Origin of the sequence: Pseudomonas edaphica (assembly GCF_965277385.1) — a bacterium.
Taxonomy (GTDB): Bacteria; Pseudomonadota; Gammaproteobacteria; order Pseudomonadales; family Pseudomonadaceae; genus Aquipseudomonas; species Aquipseudomonas edaphica.
The window spans coordinates 2,033,917-2,050,921 of sequence record NZ_OZ255725.1 but is presented as its reverse complement, the minus strand read 5'-3'; the positions used below and the strand labels follow the sequence as shown (position 1 = coordinate 2,050,921).

6 protein-coding genes and 2 pseudogenes are annotated in these 17,005 nt (G+C 55.0%); 3 read left to right on the top strand and 5 right to left on the bottom strand.

Features of this window, described 5'->3' with window-relative positions; all coding sequences use genetic code 11:
• Window positions 1-340 precede the first annotated feature (340 nt).
• Window positions 341-622 (top strand): HU family DNA-binding protein, encoded by a 282-nt coding sequence (locus ACQY47_RS09265; RefSeq protein WP_003188840.1) that lies wholly within the window; start codon window positions 341-343, stop codon window positions 620-622.
• 191 nt (window positions 623-813) lie between these two features.
• Here ACQY47_RS09265 and rlmF read toward each other — a convergent pair whose 3' ends face one another.
• On the bottom strand, window positions 814-1,833 hold the full coding sequence (gene rlmF, locus ACQY47_RS09260; RefSeq protein WP_069551850.1) for a 23S rRNA (adenine(1618)-N(6))-methyltransferase RlmF: 1,020 nt from the start codon (window positions 1,831-1,833) through the stop codon (window positions 814-816).
• A 240-nt stretch (window positions 1,834-2,073) separates the two neighbouring features.
• On the opposite strand from rlmF, the gene ACQY47_RS09255 reads away from it, so the two are divergent.
• Entirely contained in the window at window positions 2,074-2,499 is a 426-nt protein-coding gene (locus ACQY47_RS09255; RefSeq protein ID WP_428556982.1) for a hypothetical protein, read from the top strand.
• Between the two features lie 114 nt (window positions 2,500-2,613).
• Here the strand turns inward: ACQY47_RS09255 and ACQY47_RS09250 are convergent.
• Window positions 2,614-2,762, bottom strand: a pseudogene (locus ACQY47_RS09250) (hypothetical protein); the annotation flags it as partial.
• Between ACQY47_RS09250 and ACQY47_RS09245 the strand changes: the two are divergent.
• Window positions 2,753-3,016 (top strand): annotated as a pseudogene (locus ACQY47_RS09245) (transposase); the annotation flags it as partial. The pseudogenes ACQY47_RS09250 and ACQY47_RS09245 overlap by 10 nt on opposite strands.
• Before the next feature lie 261 nt (window positions 3,017-3,277).
• Here ACQY47_RS09245 and ACQY47_RS09240 read toward each other — a convergent pair.
• From ACQY47_RS09240 to ACQY47_RS09230, 3 genes are all read right to left on the bottom strand, one after another.
• On the bottom strand, window positions 3,278-8,440 hold the full coding sequence (locus ACQY47_RS09240; protein ID WP_428556981.1) for an RHS repeat domain-containing protein: 5,163 nt from the start codon (window positions 8,438-8,440) through the stop codon (window positions 3,278-3,280).
• Window positions 8,441-8,655: 215 nt separating this feature from the next.
• Window positions 8,656-11,502 (bottom strand): valine--tRNA ligase, encoded by a 2,847-nt coding sequence (locus tag ACQY47_RS09235; RefSeq protein ID WP_078827789.1) that lies wholly within the window; start codon window positions 11,500-11,502, stop codon window positions 8,656-8,658.
• A 302-nt stretch (window positions 11,503-11,804) separates the two neighbouring features.
• Window positions 11,805-16,466, bottom strand: coding sequence for a hypothetical protein (locus ACQY47_RS09230; RefSeq protein WP_428556980.1), 4,662 nt, complete (start codon window positions 16,464-16,466; stop codon window positions 11,805-11,807).
• Window positions 16,467-17,005 lie beyond the last annotated feature (539 nt).

Here is a 17,005-nt window from a genome sequence, read left to right as displayed (position 1 = left end):
TACCGCACCCATTGGCCAAGACGCGCCTGCAAGGCGGTTTTGGACGACCTCCGACGGCCCATATGCCTTTTTTTCACGGTTTAGAGCGATAAAGCTGACCAAATGGGTATGTTGAGGCGGATATTTCCCCGTCTCTGTGCTAGTTTTGCCCCGTCTTACGCCAAGTCTCGGCGTTAAGCGTGCATTCAGCATCTGTCAGGTCGAACCAATCCCCGTTTCAAGCATCTATAACCCCGATCTCCGTGGTTATGGCCGGGGGTGCCAGGCCATGACGGTCGGGCTCGACGGCTGACACTGCACTCTGCAATCCATATGAATTTGATAGGGAAGGAACACCACAATGGCTATTACTAAAGACCAACTGATCGCTGACCTGGCTGAAGCAGTAGACGCACCGAAAACTACCGTGCGCGCTCTGCTGGACCAACTGAGCCAAGTTGTTGCTGATCAGCTGGAAAACGGCGGCGAAATCACTCTGCCAGGCGTTGGCAAACTGAAAGTGACCGAGCGTCCAGCCCGTACTGGCCGTAACCCTTCGACTGGCGCTGCCATCGAAATCGCTGCCAAAAAAGTTATCAAGCTGGTTGTGGCCAAAGGCCTGACCGACGCTGTTAACAAGTAAGACGCAGCAAAAAAAACCGTGCCTCGGAGCGATCCGGGCACGGTTTTTTGTTGCCTGCGATTTGTGATGTGCTTTGTGTGGCGAGGGAGCTTGCTCCCGCTGGACCGGGCTGGCGCTCCAGTGCTAAGCGCTCCCAGGATTTTGGGGCCGCTGCGCAGCCCAGCGGGAGCAAGCTCCCTCGCCACAATGATTCAGTCGCGAACCCAGCGCTGGCGCCAGATCTGCTGCTCGTTCTTGGTCTGGAACGTCCAGGCCACAAAACGGCTTTGCTTCTGGCCCTGGGACATCTCCACCACCTGGCTTTCCAGCACGCCGGCTTTTTTCAGGGCTGTCTCGATCGCGGGCAAGTTCGACGCTTTTGACACCAGCGTGCTGAACCACAGCACCTTGTGGGCAAAGTGCGCGCTCTCGGCGATCAGCTGCGTCACAAAACGCGCTTCGCCGCCTTCACACCACAGCTCCGCCGATTGACCGCCGAAGTTCAGCACCGGCAGCTTGCGCTTGGGATCGGCCTTGCCCAGGGCGCGCCATTTGCGCTCGCTGCCCTTGGTGGCTTCGTCCATGGACGCGTGGAAGGGCGGGTTGCACATGGTCAGGTCAAAACGCTCGCCCGGCTCCAGCAGGCCCAGCAGGATCTGTTTGGGGTTGGGTTGCTGGCGCAACTGGATGACCTTGCTCAGGTCATTGGACTGCACGATGGCCTTGGCGGCGGCCACAGCGATTGGGTCGACCTCGGAGCCGAGGAAATTCCAGCGGTACTCCATATAGCCGATCAGCGGGTAGACGCAGTTGGCGCCCATGCCGATGTCCAGCACTTTGACGATGGAGCCGCGCGGAATCTTGCCGTCGTTGACGCTGGCCAGCAGGTCGGCGAGGAAGTGCACGTAGTCGGCACGCCCCGGCACCGGCGGGCAGAGGTAATCCTGCGGGATATCCCAATGCTGGATGCCATAGAACGACTTGAGCAGTGCCCGGTTGAACACCCGCACCGCGTCCGGGCTGGCGAAGTCGATGCTCTCTTTGCCATACGGGTTGATGATCACGAACTTCGCCAGTTCCGGCGTGGTCTTGATCAGCGCCGGGAAGTCGTAACGGCCTGTGTGGCGATTGCGCGGGTGCAGGGTGGCCTCTTTGCGCGGCGCGACGGGCTTGGCCGGGGCTGCGGTTTTAGGCTTCTTGCGCGGTGGTTTGGGTGTGCTGGGGGCGGTCATGTTGATTCTGGTGTTGGCTCAAAGTGGTGGGCATTGTCACACATTCCTGACTGAAAACAGGAATATCTATCTTTTGGGGGAGTAACCTGGATGTGCGTGTAATCGTAATTATAACGTGACGACTTATTCTTTAATGATTAGTTGACCTGTTACTTCTGACAGTAGATTGATGGTTTTTCAGTGTGTTAGTTTTTTATTGAAATATCAGGTTGGCCTCAATCTACTTAAGGTGATAACACAATGAATAAGCACTTTTCTGTAATTTTAGTTGGATCGATGTTGCTGGCGATGAATGCGTGGGCGGCTGAGGAGTCTCCTTCGGAGAATACGATGAATGGTAAAGCCGCCGGGACTATTATTGTAGAGTCAGACGGCGCATCTGTGTTTAGGGTCAGTGATGGCGACTTTGCCGATCCGCTCACTATTGGAGTGGCTGGGTCTTTGCTCCGAGAAGGTAAAAACCTCTATATCGAAAACAAAGGTTCAAAGGCGACTAATATTAATATCCAGAATACGACACTTACTTCTCCGCTGAATCTTCCAGCGGAGTCAAATGTCCAGTTTACTGTTACCTCTGGGAAATGGGTTTCTAAGGGGGTCAGGGCGAATGAGAAAGTGGGCGCTCCGGGTACAGGCCAGGTAACTGTTCCGCCTGTATCGAAATAATACACAGCCCTCCAGCTGCTGCTCGCTCGTGGCAAGTTGATAGTTGCCATATTGATCAAAAAGCGCCCATAAAAAAGAGACCTGAGAAGGTCTCTTTTTTACATGGTTTCCAGCTTACAGACTGGAGATCCACACATGTGCTCGGCCAGCTTACCCAACGCCCGCTCAGCCTCGGCCAACTTGGCGGGTTCCTTCTCGATCACTTCAGCCGGCGCATTGTCCAAAAACGCCGAGTTGGACAGCTTGCCGTCCACTTGCTGCACGGCCAAGCTCGTACAAAGAGCATGGCAAAGACATAGTGATCGGCAGTGTGCTACGCGGGTTTGAGTATGCGAAAGCGCAAGTCAGAGCCAAGGTTGAGCATCCGTTTCGGGTGATCAAGCGCCAGTTTGGCTATACGAAAGTGCGCTTTCGTGGTCTGACGAAAAACAGTGCTCAGCAGACGACGTTGTTCGCCTTGTCGAACTTGTGGATGGTGCGAAAACGATTGTTGAATACTGGAGAGGTGCGCCTGTAATGCGGGCTAATCGCCCAGAAACAGCGCGACTTAGAGGAAAATCATGAATTAAGAAGTGGAAAGGTCTAATGATTCGACCGAATCAGCGCTTTTTGAACCTCACGCAAAGAGGGGATCAAAAAACGGTGGGTACTTCAGACCTTCCTTAGGGGGTGCACTTTCAACTTGGTGGCGGCGTGTATCAGGCCGATGCCGGCTCCCGAGTGCATCGGGAGCGCGGTGTTAGCGAGGTCTCCATCGTGAGTAGGAGATGTTGCTTGGTTAAACTCGATTAGCCAATGAGGCGTCCATGTCCAGTACGAACATGCGCCATTTTGAATGTCTTATTCTTTTGATTTCTGCGACGCCAACGAAATCCCGAATAGGACCCCGGCAAAACGAGCCGTATATTTTTTTGTAGTTCTGCGCTTGAAGTGACGTGATCAATTCGCTGAGCGGTATCTGACCCTTTGGGCGAATAATATCGATACTATGGGTCGCTGCTAATTGTTTCATTACTTTGTCCAGGTCTTGCGGCGTTTTGAGAATATCGTTGGTTACCATGTCTTTAGGCTTGAACTCGGTCAAGATATAGTCGGGTGCTAATTTGGGGTTAAGTGAATTGTGTGCTTTGCTTATATAGTTTCCATTCAGCCTTCCCGAAAGATGCTGTATCAATCGGCTATCATCTGTCGCAATTGACGCGCCTTTAGGTGCGAAAAAATGAAGGTCCACTCCTGATGGAAGAGCGAATCGGAACTTCTCGGCACGCGACGCTCCGTGGCTGTAAATATACGCTTTAGTAGCGTTCGGACCTCCGCTGTAAAGCTCATATGAAGCGGGTCCATTGTGAAAACCAAGACTCCGTGTCTTAACGGTCAGCGTTTCAACGCCCATCTGGCCTTTGGCTATGCTGCTGTGTTGATACGCGAGACTGGTTTCCCTGGCTGCCCCCTTTGCCCCTGCTCTTGCAGCGCGCAAAGCTAGCCCGGCGCCTGCGCCTGCTTCGAGCAGACCGGTCCCGAGTGCAGCCCAACCTAATGCTTCTGAGAGGTCAGGGTCACTTTCTCGTAGTGCCGCAGAGGCGATACCAAAGCCCGCGGACACAGTAGCTAAACCTACCGCTGCTACCGTCCACCCTATTGAAGCACCGCCGGTAAAGGGTGCCAGTGCGATACCGACTACGCCGATCCCCACAGCGGCTACAACCGGGTTTTCGATCGCTGGCGCGTGGGTAATGACAGAGTATTGGTTCAAGACCTCCGCGAACCCAGAGGGGTCACTTTTATTGACCGGGTCGTTGCTGCAATACCGATATCGATTTGATCCACCTGCACCAAACGGACTGATAGGGTCAGGAGCGTCAAAGCTTTGTTTCGCGGGATTGTAGACTCTCGCTCCGTTCCCCAGAGGATAATTACCGGTAACGCTGTCCATGGGGTGGCCGTTAAACCCAACCCACGAGCGCTGATCGATGGTATGAGGGCGATAGCCGTATGGCGTGTAAACAAAGTATGAAATTGAATTGGTAGACAGGTCGTAACTGGCAATCACCGAGCCTTTGATGTCTTTTACCTCGAAACTGCGGCTTGTTGTTGGCATGTTGCTGTCTTGGTTGATACTCTGCTGCAGCAATAAGCAGGAAGTACTCTGGTTCATCAAAATAGAAGTGCGGTAGCTAAAAACTCCATTGCTGCTAAATACACCTTTCCGAGCGTATTGGAAGTCATCTTTATAATAGTACTGGTCGTAGTGGCCCGTACCTGAGCACCCAGCGAGTCGGCCAATGTTGTCGTAATGGTAGTCGAAAAGTTGTTGTGCGTCACGGTGAACGGTTAATTGACCCTGGATATTGTAAGTGAGTGGGAAGCCGTCTTTGTTTATTAAATAACCAAGGCTGTCATATTTATAAGAATGGGTTTGTTGAGTCGTACCTCTCTGAAGTGTAGTGGATTGAGGTTGGCAGGGGTCTGCAGCCCCAAATGTGTATTTATCGATAAACGTACTGCCATTGCTTGTCACGGTACATTGAATCAGGTTGCCGGCCATGTCGTATATAAAATCCTGTCGGTCAATCACATAGCGGTCAGGCGTGGAGGGTTTATGGGGGCCGCTGCACAGATAGGTTTCGAGTTGCCCTCTGAAATCGTAACGGTACTCTTCCTTGCGCAACAGTGATGCATCTTGCAGTATTTCCATTTCAGCGATTAAAGAGGTGGTATACGTTGTTTTTAATGTAAGGGGTGGAAAACCTGTGGCATTGAATTGACGTTGAATTTCTTGACCGGATGCGTTGTAAGTGTACGCAGTCGTCATGGTCTTACCATGGGTTAGATCATTCAATGTTTCGGATTCCAGTCTACCTAGCGGGCCATATATAAAGTCTACGGTCAGCGTTGCGCTGGCGCTGTTCAGTAGACGGCCTTGGGTGTCGTAAGTGTATTGAGTGCTGTTACCGAACGCATCAGTTGATCGCAGTAAGAGGCCTTGAATGGAGTATTCGTATCTTGCTTGAGAGGTAGTTGAATCACTACCTCGGTTAATGCCTCCGGTAATGGTTTCAGTAAGGGTACGGGTTTGCGCGTCCCAAGCATTGCTCAGCTGAATGCGAGTAGATGAGGTGTTCGTTGCGCTGGGTTGAGTATCTGCTTTGCCCCAATTCCCGCTGCCGATATAGGCATAGTTCACTTTAGTGCCGCCGAGTACGGTAGCCGTCACGCGGCTCAGGCCATCTACTGTCTGGGTGCCCAGTGAAACTGTTTGGCCGCTGGATTCCAGCTTGGCAGCTGTCGCTACGGGTGCTTGGATATGGGCAGGAAAGTCATTAATCGTTGTGATACCGGCGGTTTCCATACGGCTTACGCGACCAAAAGCGTCGTAATTACGGTGAATCGCATATGCCTCGCTTGAAGCCTCGGTGGTCAGACGACCTAGGGCGTTGTAGCGATACGTCTGTGAGCTCACGAACTTACCATTGGCATGAAGATACGACTCGTGGCGTTGTTCTCCACCGGGTTCGTCGAATACCTGTATGGTGCGCCCGCCCGTTTCACTGCCTTGTGCTACCCAGGTTGAGGTCTTGCGGTTGACCGGGTCGTACGAAAAATTCTCGGTCTCACCACTCGCGGCCCACTTGATTTCTGAGAGCTGCCCCCAGCGGTCATAGCTGAAGTTACGTGTTTGCGGGGGCAATTGCGTTTTATTGGCGGTGTAGTCGAATTGTGTCGTGGACGCCTCTCGACCTTGGGCGTCGTAAGTTATTTCGTATAACTTCAGCCATGAACCATCAGTGTGTAGCCACTCGTTTCGGATGGGGCGGCCCAACGTATCAAATACGTCTCTGCTTTGTTCTCCGAACGGGCTGGTACGCGTTACTTGAGTTTCGGTGCCAGCGTCTACGTAGGTGAAAGTGGTCGTGCCTTTGAGCTCGGGCTCGCCGGCATATACGGTTTGTTGGATTATACGGCGCTGCGCGTCGTATTCATAAAGGGTCGTATTGTCTTGGGCATCAATGTGGGCCTTAAGCAAGCCGGTGAGCGTTTGAATGACTTGAGTTCCGGTGACTGCAGGTGCAGTGCCCGCGGTCACATAAGTGGTTGTAGTGAGTTGATTGTTGGAAAGCCCGTAGCCGATCGCAGTACTGACTACAGAGCCCGGAACGACCTTGCCGGCGGCGTCAAGGATAGATTGTGTGCTGTTCAATAACCGCCCATGGTGAGGTGAATTAATGTCAGTATCATAAGTATTCTCTTCAAGCACCATGTTGCCGTTCGCCCATGATGAGAGCCTGCCATTGGCATCCCCAACCGGGTTATAGATTGTCAATTTTTTCGAAGGTTTGAGGGTTGGACCTTTTACCAGGGCGTCTTTGACCGGCAGCCCATCGTAACTGTAGAAGGTCCACTGCAAGTCAGTCCGTTGGCCGTTGTTCAGGGTATAGACCTTTTCGGATTCGACGTGAACCTTGAAGTAATTTGGGTCGCCAGGGCAACGAATGGCCACCGGGAGGTTGAAGGTCTGTTGACCGTTACTGGTGACGTAAGGCGAAATAACCTTTTGGCGCAGCTCACGTGTACCCCAGGTCAACCCGGCTTTACCGAACAGCAGGTATCCCCAGCCGATAGGGTTTGCGTAATCACCTATGCCCGCAATAACACTCAAAGGCGTTGTGGGAGTGTTAACTCTTTCTGTTTTGACGAGTATGTCTTCTTCCAACATTCCCCGATAATAAGTCCACTCCGTTGTTACGCCGTTTTCTGTCTTTGAAATGATGTTGCCTAAGGTGTCCATTGTGATAACGACGACTTCCGTGCGAGCGGTCAGGTCGGGGTTGGTGTAGGTCGTGCTAGTGGTGCTTTCCATACGGTCTGGGAGGGGGTCATTAGCGGCACCCGTGAGGACCGTCCCTCCGTTTTTCAGGGTTCTACTTAACTCAACGGTTTTCAATAATAAGCCATCTACCCAAGTTGTTTCTTTTGTCGGTAGGCGGTTGGTCGAAAACTGATATTCAGTTTTTTTATTGCCTATCTCCGTTACTGAGGTGATTTGGTTGCCTTTTGAGGTGGTGTAAATATATTGAGTGTTTTGTATGATGGTCGCGTTGTTGTCGGTAATAAGGTGGTTGGAAACTTTGCCGTTCTGATAACTAATTGCCTCCGTGAGTCCGCTGCTGTGTTTTATTTTGCTGATAGAGCCGGTGTACTCGAACGCTGTCGTGTCTATCTGGTTGCTCTGCCGTACTGTACTCAACAAGCCCTTGGTAAATTGAAAATCCATCGTGTAATTGTCGTTGGTTCCTGGCCATACATCGAAAGTGACCTGCATTATGCTGCCGAGCATGGTGTAATCAACGGTCAATAGGGTTCCTGACTCGTCGGATACTGACTGTAGGCGTGGGAGCCACCGGTTCTTGAGTGAGTTGGTTTCTTTAATCAAATCCCATTGGAGGTAAATTTTATGCCCAGAGGGTGAACTTATTGTAGTTGGAAGGTAATAGCCTTCATATATTAGTATTAGCGGGTTGGATGAGGGGGCTCGGAATTTGGTAAGACGTTCTTGTTGTCCACTTTTATGTGTGAATTTAAGTTGCTCGCCATCCCGGCTGATAACGACGTGGGGTAAGGCAATATCGCTTTTTCCGTCCCATGTCCAACTGGCTCCGTTCTCTAAGTAAATTTTGCCGAAATTGTTGCTCAGATTTTTTGGTAGAAGGTCTTCGTAAAAATAAGCATGGTTAAATCGGATACTACAATTTTCGAGGTAGTGGGTGCCGCGGCCCGACGTGTGGTAAACCTTCAGATCCAAAGTCGGGCCCAACCCATTATTTCCAACTAATTCAGCTATCGGGATAAATGTGCAAAATGCGCCCGAAAAGGGGTCGACCCCATGAATATTCGGGCTACCTTCGTCAACGACACTTTGTTTAACAGCTGTCGAATTAGCCATCTGGAAACTCCTTAAAAAGTAGGCTGCCTCCGTGCTTCAAAATGATGCACGGCAGAGAGCTTTGTTTCAGAGTAATGCCGCTTTCCAGTGGGTTGATACTGTCAATGTTGACAGTTTTTTATAACTTTTCGCGCTTAAGTGTCTCCATAGTTAGACCAGTTAATTTTGCGCAAAAAAAGAGACCCGAAGGTCTCTCTTTTTATTCCAGCATTGACTTACAAGCTGGCAATCCGACTGCGTTGCTCCGCCAACTTGCCCTGAGCCTGTTCAGCTTCAGCCAACTTGGCGCGCTCCTTATCGATCACCTCCGCCGGCGCCTTGTCGACGAACGCCGCGTTGGACAGCTTGCCGCCCACTCGCTGCACTTCGCCTTGCAGGCGCAGGATTTCCTTATCGAGACGGGCCAATTCCGCGCCTTTGTCGATCAGGCCGGCCATCGGCACCAGCACTTCCATCTCGCCGACCAGCGCGGTCGCGGACAGCGGTGCTTCGGCGCCGTCAGCCAATACCGTGATCGACTCCAGCTTCGCCAGCTTCTTGAGCAGTGCGTCGTTCTCGCTGAGGCGACGCTGATCTTCGCTGCTGGCGTTCTTCACAAACACTGCCAACGGCTTGCCCGGCCCGATGTTCATTTCGGCACGGATGTTACGCGTGCCCATCATCAGGGTCTTGAGCCATTCGATATCACTTTCGGCCGCTTCATCGATGCGCGCTTCATTGGCCACCGGCCAAGGTTGCAGCATGATGGTCTTGCCTTCGATACCGGCCAGCGGCGCGATGCGCTGCCAGATCTCTTCGGTGATGAACGGCATGAACGGGTGCGCCAGACGCAGCGCCACTTCGAGTACGCGCACCAGGGTGCGGCGGGTGCCGCGCTGGCGTTCGATCGGCGAGTTTTCGTCCCACAGTACCGGCTTGGACAGTTCCAGGTACCAGTCGCAATACTGGTTCCAGATGAACTCGTACAAGGCCTGGGCGGCGAGGTCGAAACGGAACTGGTCGAGCTGGCGGGTAACTTCGGCTTCGGTGCGCTGCAGCTGCGAGATGATCCAGCGATCAGCCAGGCTCAGCTCATAGGCTTCGCCGTTCTGGCCGCAGTCTTCGCCTTTATCCAGCACGTAACGTGCAGCGTTCCAGATCTTGTTGCAGAAGTTGCGATAGCCTTCGACGCGGCCCATGTCGAACTTGATGTCGCGACCGGTGGACGCCAGCGAGCAGAACGTGAAACGCAGGGCGTCGGTGCCGTAGCTGGCAATGCCATCGGCAAACTCGTCGCGGGTCTGCTTCTCGATCTTTTTGGCCAGTTTTGGCTGCATCAGGCCCGAGGTGCGTTTCTGCACCAGGGTTTCCAGGTCGATGCCGTCGATGATGTCCAGCGGGTCCAGGACGTTGCCTTTGGACTTGGACATCTTCTGGCCCTGGCCATCACGCACCAGGCCGTGCACGTACACGGTCTTGAACGGTACTTGCGGGGTGCCGTCCTCGTTCTTCACCAGGTGCATGGTCAGCATGATCATCCGGGCAACCCAGAAGAAAATAATGTCGAAGCCGGTCACCAGTACATCGGTGGAGTGGAATTTCTTCAGGAACTCGGTCTGCTGCGGCCAGCCCAGGGTGGAGAAGGTCCACAGGCCGGAGCTGAACCAGGTGTCCAGTACGTCGTTGTCCTGTTGCAGCGCAACGTCCGGGCCGAGGTTGTGCTTGGCGCGCACTTCGGCTTCGTCGCGGCCTACATAGACTTTGCCCGACTCGTCGTACCAGGCCGGAATGCGATGGCCCCACCACAGTTGACGGCTGATGCACCAATCCTGGATATCGCGCATCCACGAGAAGTACATGTTTTCGTACTGTTTAGGCACGAACTGGATGCGGCCGTCTTCCACGGCAGCAATCGCAGGCTCGGCCAGCGGTTTGGTGGACACGTACCACTGGTCGGTCAGCCACGGCTCGATGATGGTGCCGGAACGGTCGCCCTTCGGCACTTTGAGGCCGTGGTCGTCAACGCTCACCAGCAAGCCGGCAGCGTCAAAGGCGGCCACGATCTGCTTGCGCGCTTCGAAACGGTCGAGGCCGGCGTATTCGGCCGGGATCTTGCCGTCGATGCTATCGTTCAGCGTGCCGTCCAGATTGAACACCTGACAGGCCGGCAATACGGCGGCGTTTTTGTCGAAGATGTTCAACAGCGGCAGGTTGTGGCGCTTGCCGACTTCGTAGTCGTTGAAATCGTGGGCCGGGGTGATTTTCACGCAGCCGGTGCCGAATTCAGGGTCGCAGTAGTCGTCCGCGATGATCGGGATACGACGGCCGACCAATGGCAGCTCGACGAATTTGCCGATCAGTGCCTGGTAGCGTTCATCGTTCGGGTTAACCGCCACGGCGGCGTCTCCGAGCATGGTTTCCGGACGGGTAGTGGCGACGATCAGGTAGTCGTTGCCCTCAGCGGTCTTGGCGCCATCGGCCAGCGGGTACTTGAGGTTCCACAGGAAGCCTTTCTCGTCGTGGTTTTCCACTTCGAGGTCGGAAATGGCCGTGTGCAACTTGGTGTCCCAGTTGACCAGGCGCTTGCCGCGGTAGATCAGGCCGTCTTCGTGCAGGCGCACGAAGGCTTCTTTCACCGATTCCGACAGGCCGTCGTCCATGGTGAAGCGCTCGCGGCTCCAGTCCACAGACGAACCCAGGCGACGGATCTGACGGCTGATATTGCCGCCGGACTGGTCTTTCCACTCCCAGATCTTCTCCAGGAATTTTTCGCGACCCAGGTCGTGACGGTTTTGGCCGGTGGCTTCGAGCTGGCGTTCCACCAGCATCTGCGTGGCGATACCGGCGTGGTCGGTGCCCGGTTGCCACAGGGTGTTACGGCCCTGCATGCGGCGGAAACGGATCAACGCATCCATGATCGCATTGTTGAAGCCATGGCCCATGTGCAGGCTGCCAGTGACGTTCGGTGGCGGAATCATGATGGTGTAGGACTCGCCCGCACCTTGCGGGGCGAAATAGTTCTCGGACTCCCAAGTGTTGTACCAGGAAGTTTCAATGGCGTGCGGCTGGTAGGTCTTATCCATGCGCGGCGGGACCCTATTGGCATTTATTCAGGAAAAGCCGGGAAGTATAGCGGGGATGAGCCAGCGCGCGTAGGGCGAGGTGATGGGCGATGTAAAAAACTGCATCACCCAGTTGAACTCGATGTGGTTTACATAGGCTGGCACTATGTTTTTGAGCGGGGGTAATTGTTACGTAAGCCCATTCTGGCAATACGCTGCCGTTCAGACCGCTTTAGCCCCGTGAAATGGGCGCTTGGTCGCTGGTATCGCACGCTGAGTCATTGCGCTTCGCGCGTCACCAGGTACCGTGCGACCAGACTGGTTTATGTCTTGCTCATGGTCAGGGTAACTGCTGTCCAGCCAGACATCAGAGCACCGTTGGCATTGAATTCCGCCAGGGACAGCGGCGTCGAGCTGGAGTAGATGTCCTGACTCAGTTGCAGTTGCCAATCACCGTTGCTGTCAGCTTGAGGTTTGCCAAACAACACGCTGCCGCCTTCAAGATAAACGTAGACGATGGCATTGGGCGCCGCTTTGCCGGTCAGCAAGGGGCGCAGTGAGTTGACGGTGGTGGGGCTGGTGAGTTGAGGCGCGCTGCCCGGCGGCAGGGCGTTGCCAGAACCAGATAGTGCGATGTTAAGCGTATGGGCCGTATCGGCCGATAGCCTAGCGGATTGACTGAACTGGCCGAACTTCAACGTGACCTGGCCAGGAGCAAGATCTTGAGGAAATGGGTAGGTCCAGTTGCCGTTGGCGTCGGCATAACAATCGCCGTAGTAGACGTTGACGGCATCATTGTGTACACCAATCCTGGCGTTGGGCGCGGCTTTGCCGGTGAATGTTGGTCGGACTGTCTGGACGGAGCTGTTGTTGGCCGGGCTGTTGATGACAGGTGGGGTGCCATCGGCCATGGCGCCGCCCCCAGTGCTCATGGTCAGGGTAACTGCTGTCCAGCCAGACATCAGAGCACCGTTGGCATTGAATTCCGCCAGGGACAGCGGCGTCGAGCTGGAGTAGATGTCCTGACTCAGTTGCAGTTGCCAATCACCGTTGCTGTCAGCTTGAGGTTTGCCAAACAACACGCTGCCGCCTTCAAGATAAACATAGACGATGGCATTGGGCGCGGCTTTGCCGGTCAGCAAGGGGCGCAGTGAGTTGACGGTGGTGGGGCTGGTGAGTTGAGGCGCGCTGCCGGAAGGCAAGGCGTTACTGGTGGGTGCAGCGCTCATGGTCAGGGTAACGGCTGTCCAGCCAGACATCAGAGCACCGTTGGCATTGAACTCCGCCAGGGCCAGTGGCGTCGAGCTGGAGTAGATGTCCTGACTCAGTTGCAGTTGCCAATCACCGTTGCTGTCAGCTTGAGGTTTGCCAAACAACACGCTGCCGCCTTCAAGATAAACGTAGACGATGGCATTGGGCGCCGCTTTGCCGGTCAGTAAGGGACGCAGTGAGTTGACGGTGGTGGGGCTGGTGAGTTGAGGCGCGCTGCCCGGCGGCAGGGCGTTGCCAGAACCAGATAGTGCGATGTTAAGCGTATGGGCCGTATCGGCCGATAGCCTAGCGGATTGACTGAACTGGCCGAACTTCAACGTGACCTGGCCAGGAGCAAGATCTTGAGGAAATGGGTAGGTCCAGTTGCCGTTGGCGTCGGCATAACAATCGCCGTAGTAGACGTTGACGGCATCATTGTGTACACCAATCCTGGCGTTGGGCGCGGCTTTGCCGGTGAATGTTGGTCGGACTGTCTGGACGGAGCTGTTGTTGGCCGGGCTGTTGATGACAGGTGGGGTGCCATCGGCCATGGCGCCGCCCCCAGTGCTCATGGTCAGGGTAACTGCTGTCCAGCCAGACATCAGAGCACCGTTGGCATTGAATTCCGCCAGGGACAGCGGCGTCGAGCTGGAGTAGATGTCCTGACTCAGTTGCAGTTGCCAATCACCGTTGCTGTCAGCTTGAGGTTTGCCAAACAACACGCTGCCGCCTTCAAGATAAACGTAGACGATGGCATTGGGCGCCGCTTTGCCGGTCAGTAAGGGACGCAGTGAGTTGACGGTGGTGGGGCTGGTGAGTTGAGGCGCGCTGCCGGAAGGCAAGGCGTTACTGGTGGGTGCAGCGCTCATGGTCAGGGTAACGGCTGTCCAGCCAGACATCAGAGCACCGTTGGCATTGAACTCCGCCAGGGCCAGTGGCGTCGAGCTGGAGTAGATGTCCTGACTCAGTTGCAGTTGCCAATCACCGTTGCTGTCAGCTTGAGGTTTGCCAAACAACACGCTGCCGCCTTCAAGATAAACGTAGACGATGGCATTGGGCGCCGCTTTGCCGGTCAGTAAGGGACGCAGTGAGTTGACGGTGGTGGGGCTGGTGAGTTGAGGCGCGCTGCCCGGCGGCAGGGCGTTGCCAGAACCAGATAGTGCGATGTTAAGCGTATGGGCCGTATCGGCCGATAGCCTAGCGGATTGACTGAACTGGCCGAACTTCAACGTGACCTGGCCAGGAGCAAGATCTTGAGGAAATGGGTAGGTCCAGTTGCCGTTGGCGTCGGCATAACAATCGCCGTAGTAGACGTTGACGGCATCATTGTGTACACCAATCCTGGCGTTGGGCGCGGCTTTGCCGGTGAATGTTGGTCGGACTGTCTGGACGGAGCTGTTGTTGGCCGGGCTGTTGATGACAGGTGGGGTGCCATCGGCCATGGCGCCGCCCCCAGTGCTCATGGTCAGGGTAACTGCTGTCCAGCCAGACATCAGAGCACCGTTGGCATTGAATTCCGCCAGGGACAGCGGCGTCGAGCTGGAGTAGATGTCCTGACTCAGTTGCAGTTGCCAATCACCGTTGCTGTCAGCTTGAGGTTTGCCAAACAACACGCTGCCGCCTTCAAGATAAACATAGACGATGGCATTGGGCGCGGCTTTGCCGGTCAGCAAGGGGCGCAGTGAGTTGACGGTGGTGGGGCTGGTGAGTTGAGGCGCGCTGCCCGGCGGCAGGGCGTTGCCAGAACCAGATAGTGCGATGTTAAGCGTATGGGCCGTATCGGCCGATAGCCTAGCGGATTGACTGAACTGGCCGAACTTCAACGTGACCTGGCCAGGAGCAAGATCTTGAGGAAATGGGTAGGTCCAGTTGCCGTTGGCGTCGGCATAACAATCGCCGTAGTAGACGTTGACGGCATCATTGTGTACACCAATCCTGGCGTTGGGCGCGGCTTTGCCGGTGAATGTTGGTCGGACTGTCTGGACGGAGCTGTTGTTGGCCGGGCTGTTGATGACAGGTGGGGTGCCATCGGCCATGGCGCCGCCCCCAGTGCTCATGGTCAGGGTAACTGCTGTCCAGCCAGACATCAGAGCACCGTTGGCATTGAATTCCGCCAGGGACAGCGGCGTCGAGCTGGAGTAGATGTCCTGACTCAGTTGCAGTTGCCAATCACCGTTGCTGTCAGCTTGAGGTTTGCCAAACAACACGCTGCCGCCTTCAAGATAAACGTAGACGATGGCATTGGGCGCCGCTTTGCCGGTCAGTAAGGGACGCAGTGAGTTGACGGTGGTGGGGCTGGTGAGTTGAGGCGCGCTGCCCGGCGGCAGGGCGTTGCCAGAACCAGATAGTGCGATGTTAAGCGTATGGGCCGTATCGGCCGATAGCCTAGCGGATTGACTGAACTGGCCGAACTTCAACGTGACCTGGCCAGGAGCAAGATCTTGAGGAAATGGGTAGGTCCAGTTGCCGTTGGCGTCGGCATAACAATCGCCGTAGTAGACGTTGACGGCATCATTGTGTACACCAATCCTGGCGTTGGGCGCGGCTTTGCCGGTGAATGTTGGTCGGACTGTCTGGACGGAGCTGTTGTTGGCCGGGCTGTTGATGACAGGTGGGGTGCCATCGGCCATGGCGCCGCCCCCAGTGCTCATGGTCAGGGTAACTGCTGTCCAGCCAGACATCAGAGCACCGTTGGCATTGAATTCCGCCAGGGACAGCGGCGTCGAGCTGGAGTAGATGTCCTGACTCAGTTGCAGTTGCCAATCACCGTTGCTGTCAGCTTGAGGTTTGCCAAACAACACGCTGCCGCCTTCAAGATAAACGTAGACGATGGCATTGGGCGCCGCTTTGCCGGTCAGTAAGGGACGCAGTGAGTTGACGGTGGTGGGGCTGGTGAGTTGAGGAGGGCTGCCGGAAGGCAAGGCGTTACTGGTGGGTGCAGTGCTCATGGTCAGGGTAACTGCTGTCCAGCCAGACATCAGAGCACCGTTGGCATTGAATTCCGCCAGGGACAGCGGCGTCGAGCTGGAGTAGATGTCCTGACTCAGTTGCAGTTGCCAATCACCGTTGCTGTCAGCTTGAGGTTTGCCAAACAACACGCTGCCGCCTTCAAGATAAACGTAGACGATGGCATTGGGCGCCGCTTTGCCGGTCAGTAAGGGACGCAGTGAGTTGACGGTGGTGGGGCTGGTGAGTTGAGGCGCGCTGCCCGGCGGCAGGGCGTTGCCAGAACCAGATAGTGCGATGTTAAGCGTATGGGCCGTATCGGCCGATAGCCTAGCGGATTGACTGAACTGGCCGAACTTCAACGTGACCTGGCCAGGAGCAAGATCTTGAGGAAATGGGTAGGTCCAGTTGCCGTTGGCGTCGGCATAACAATCGCCGTAGTAGACGTTGACGGCATCATTGTGCACACCAATCCTGGCGTTGGGCGCGGCTTTGCCGGTGAATGTTGGTCGGAGTGCCTGGACGGAGCTGTTGTTGGCCGGGCTGTTGATGACAGGTGGGGTGCCATCGGCCATGGCGCCGCCCCCAGTGCTCGTCAATAAAACCGTCAACTGCACACCCACCCAAGACGATAAGGCTTTGCCCTCGGCATCTTTCGCGATTAGAGCAAGGTCTACCCAGTTATTGGCATCAACGACAAGGTCAGTAGTCGGCGTGGCTTCCCAATAGCCATTACTGTCCGCACCCACTGAAGCGTAGTAAACGCTGCCACCCGAATGGGCAATCACGACCGTCGCATTCGGTGGAGCCGTCCCTGTAAGCCATGGACGAAGGGAGTCAACGATAGTCAGGCTGGTGAGAACGGGGGAGTTATCTGACTCGGAGGGGCCGTTTCCTGCCATTGGAGAAGGGTCGCCAACGTGAAAGGCAAGATTGGGTGCATACCCTTGGCTCAGGTCGTAATAGGCGGAGACAGAATAGGGGCCCAAAGGTAGCGCTATATCGGATTGAGTCAGCCAGTTACCGTTTTCATCGACGGTTGTTTGTGCAACGACTAGACCGGTATTTGATTGGCATATGGTGACAGGCTGGCCTGGAATTCCTTCGCCGAAGAAAATCGGGAATTGCGCAGGTGTCCATTCGGTAATTGGATAAAATTGAGTAGGAACGCCCATCATCTAAATCTCCGACAAGGAATAATTTCAGATGAGCTTTGTCCAAAATCGCTGGTGCATCTACTGTTAGAAATACCAGTTACGACAGGTGGTCATGTCATGATGTGAGTGGATGCATGCCCTCCTTGGCACCGACCGCATCGCGACATAGG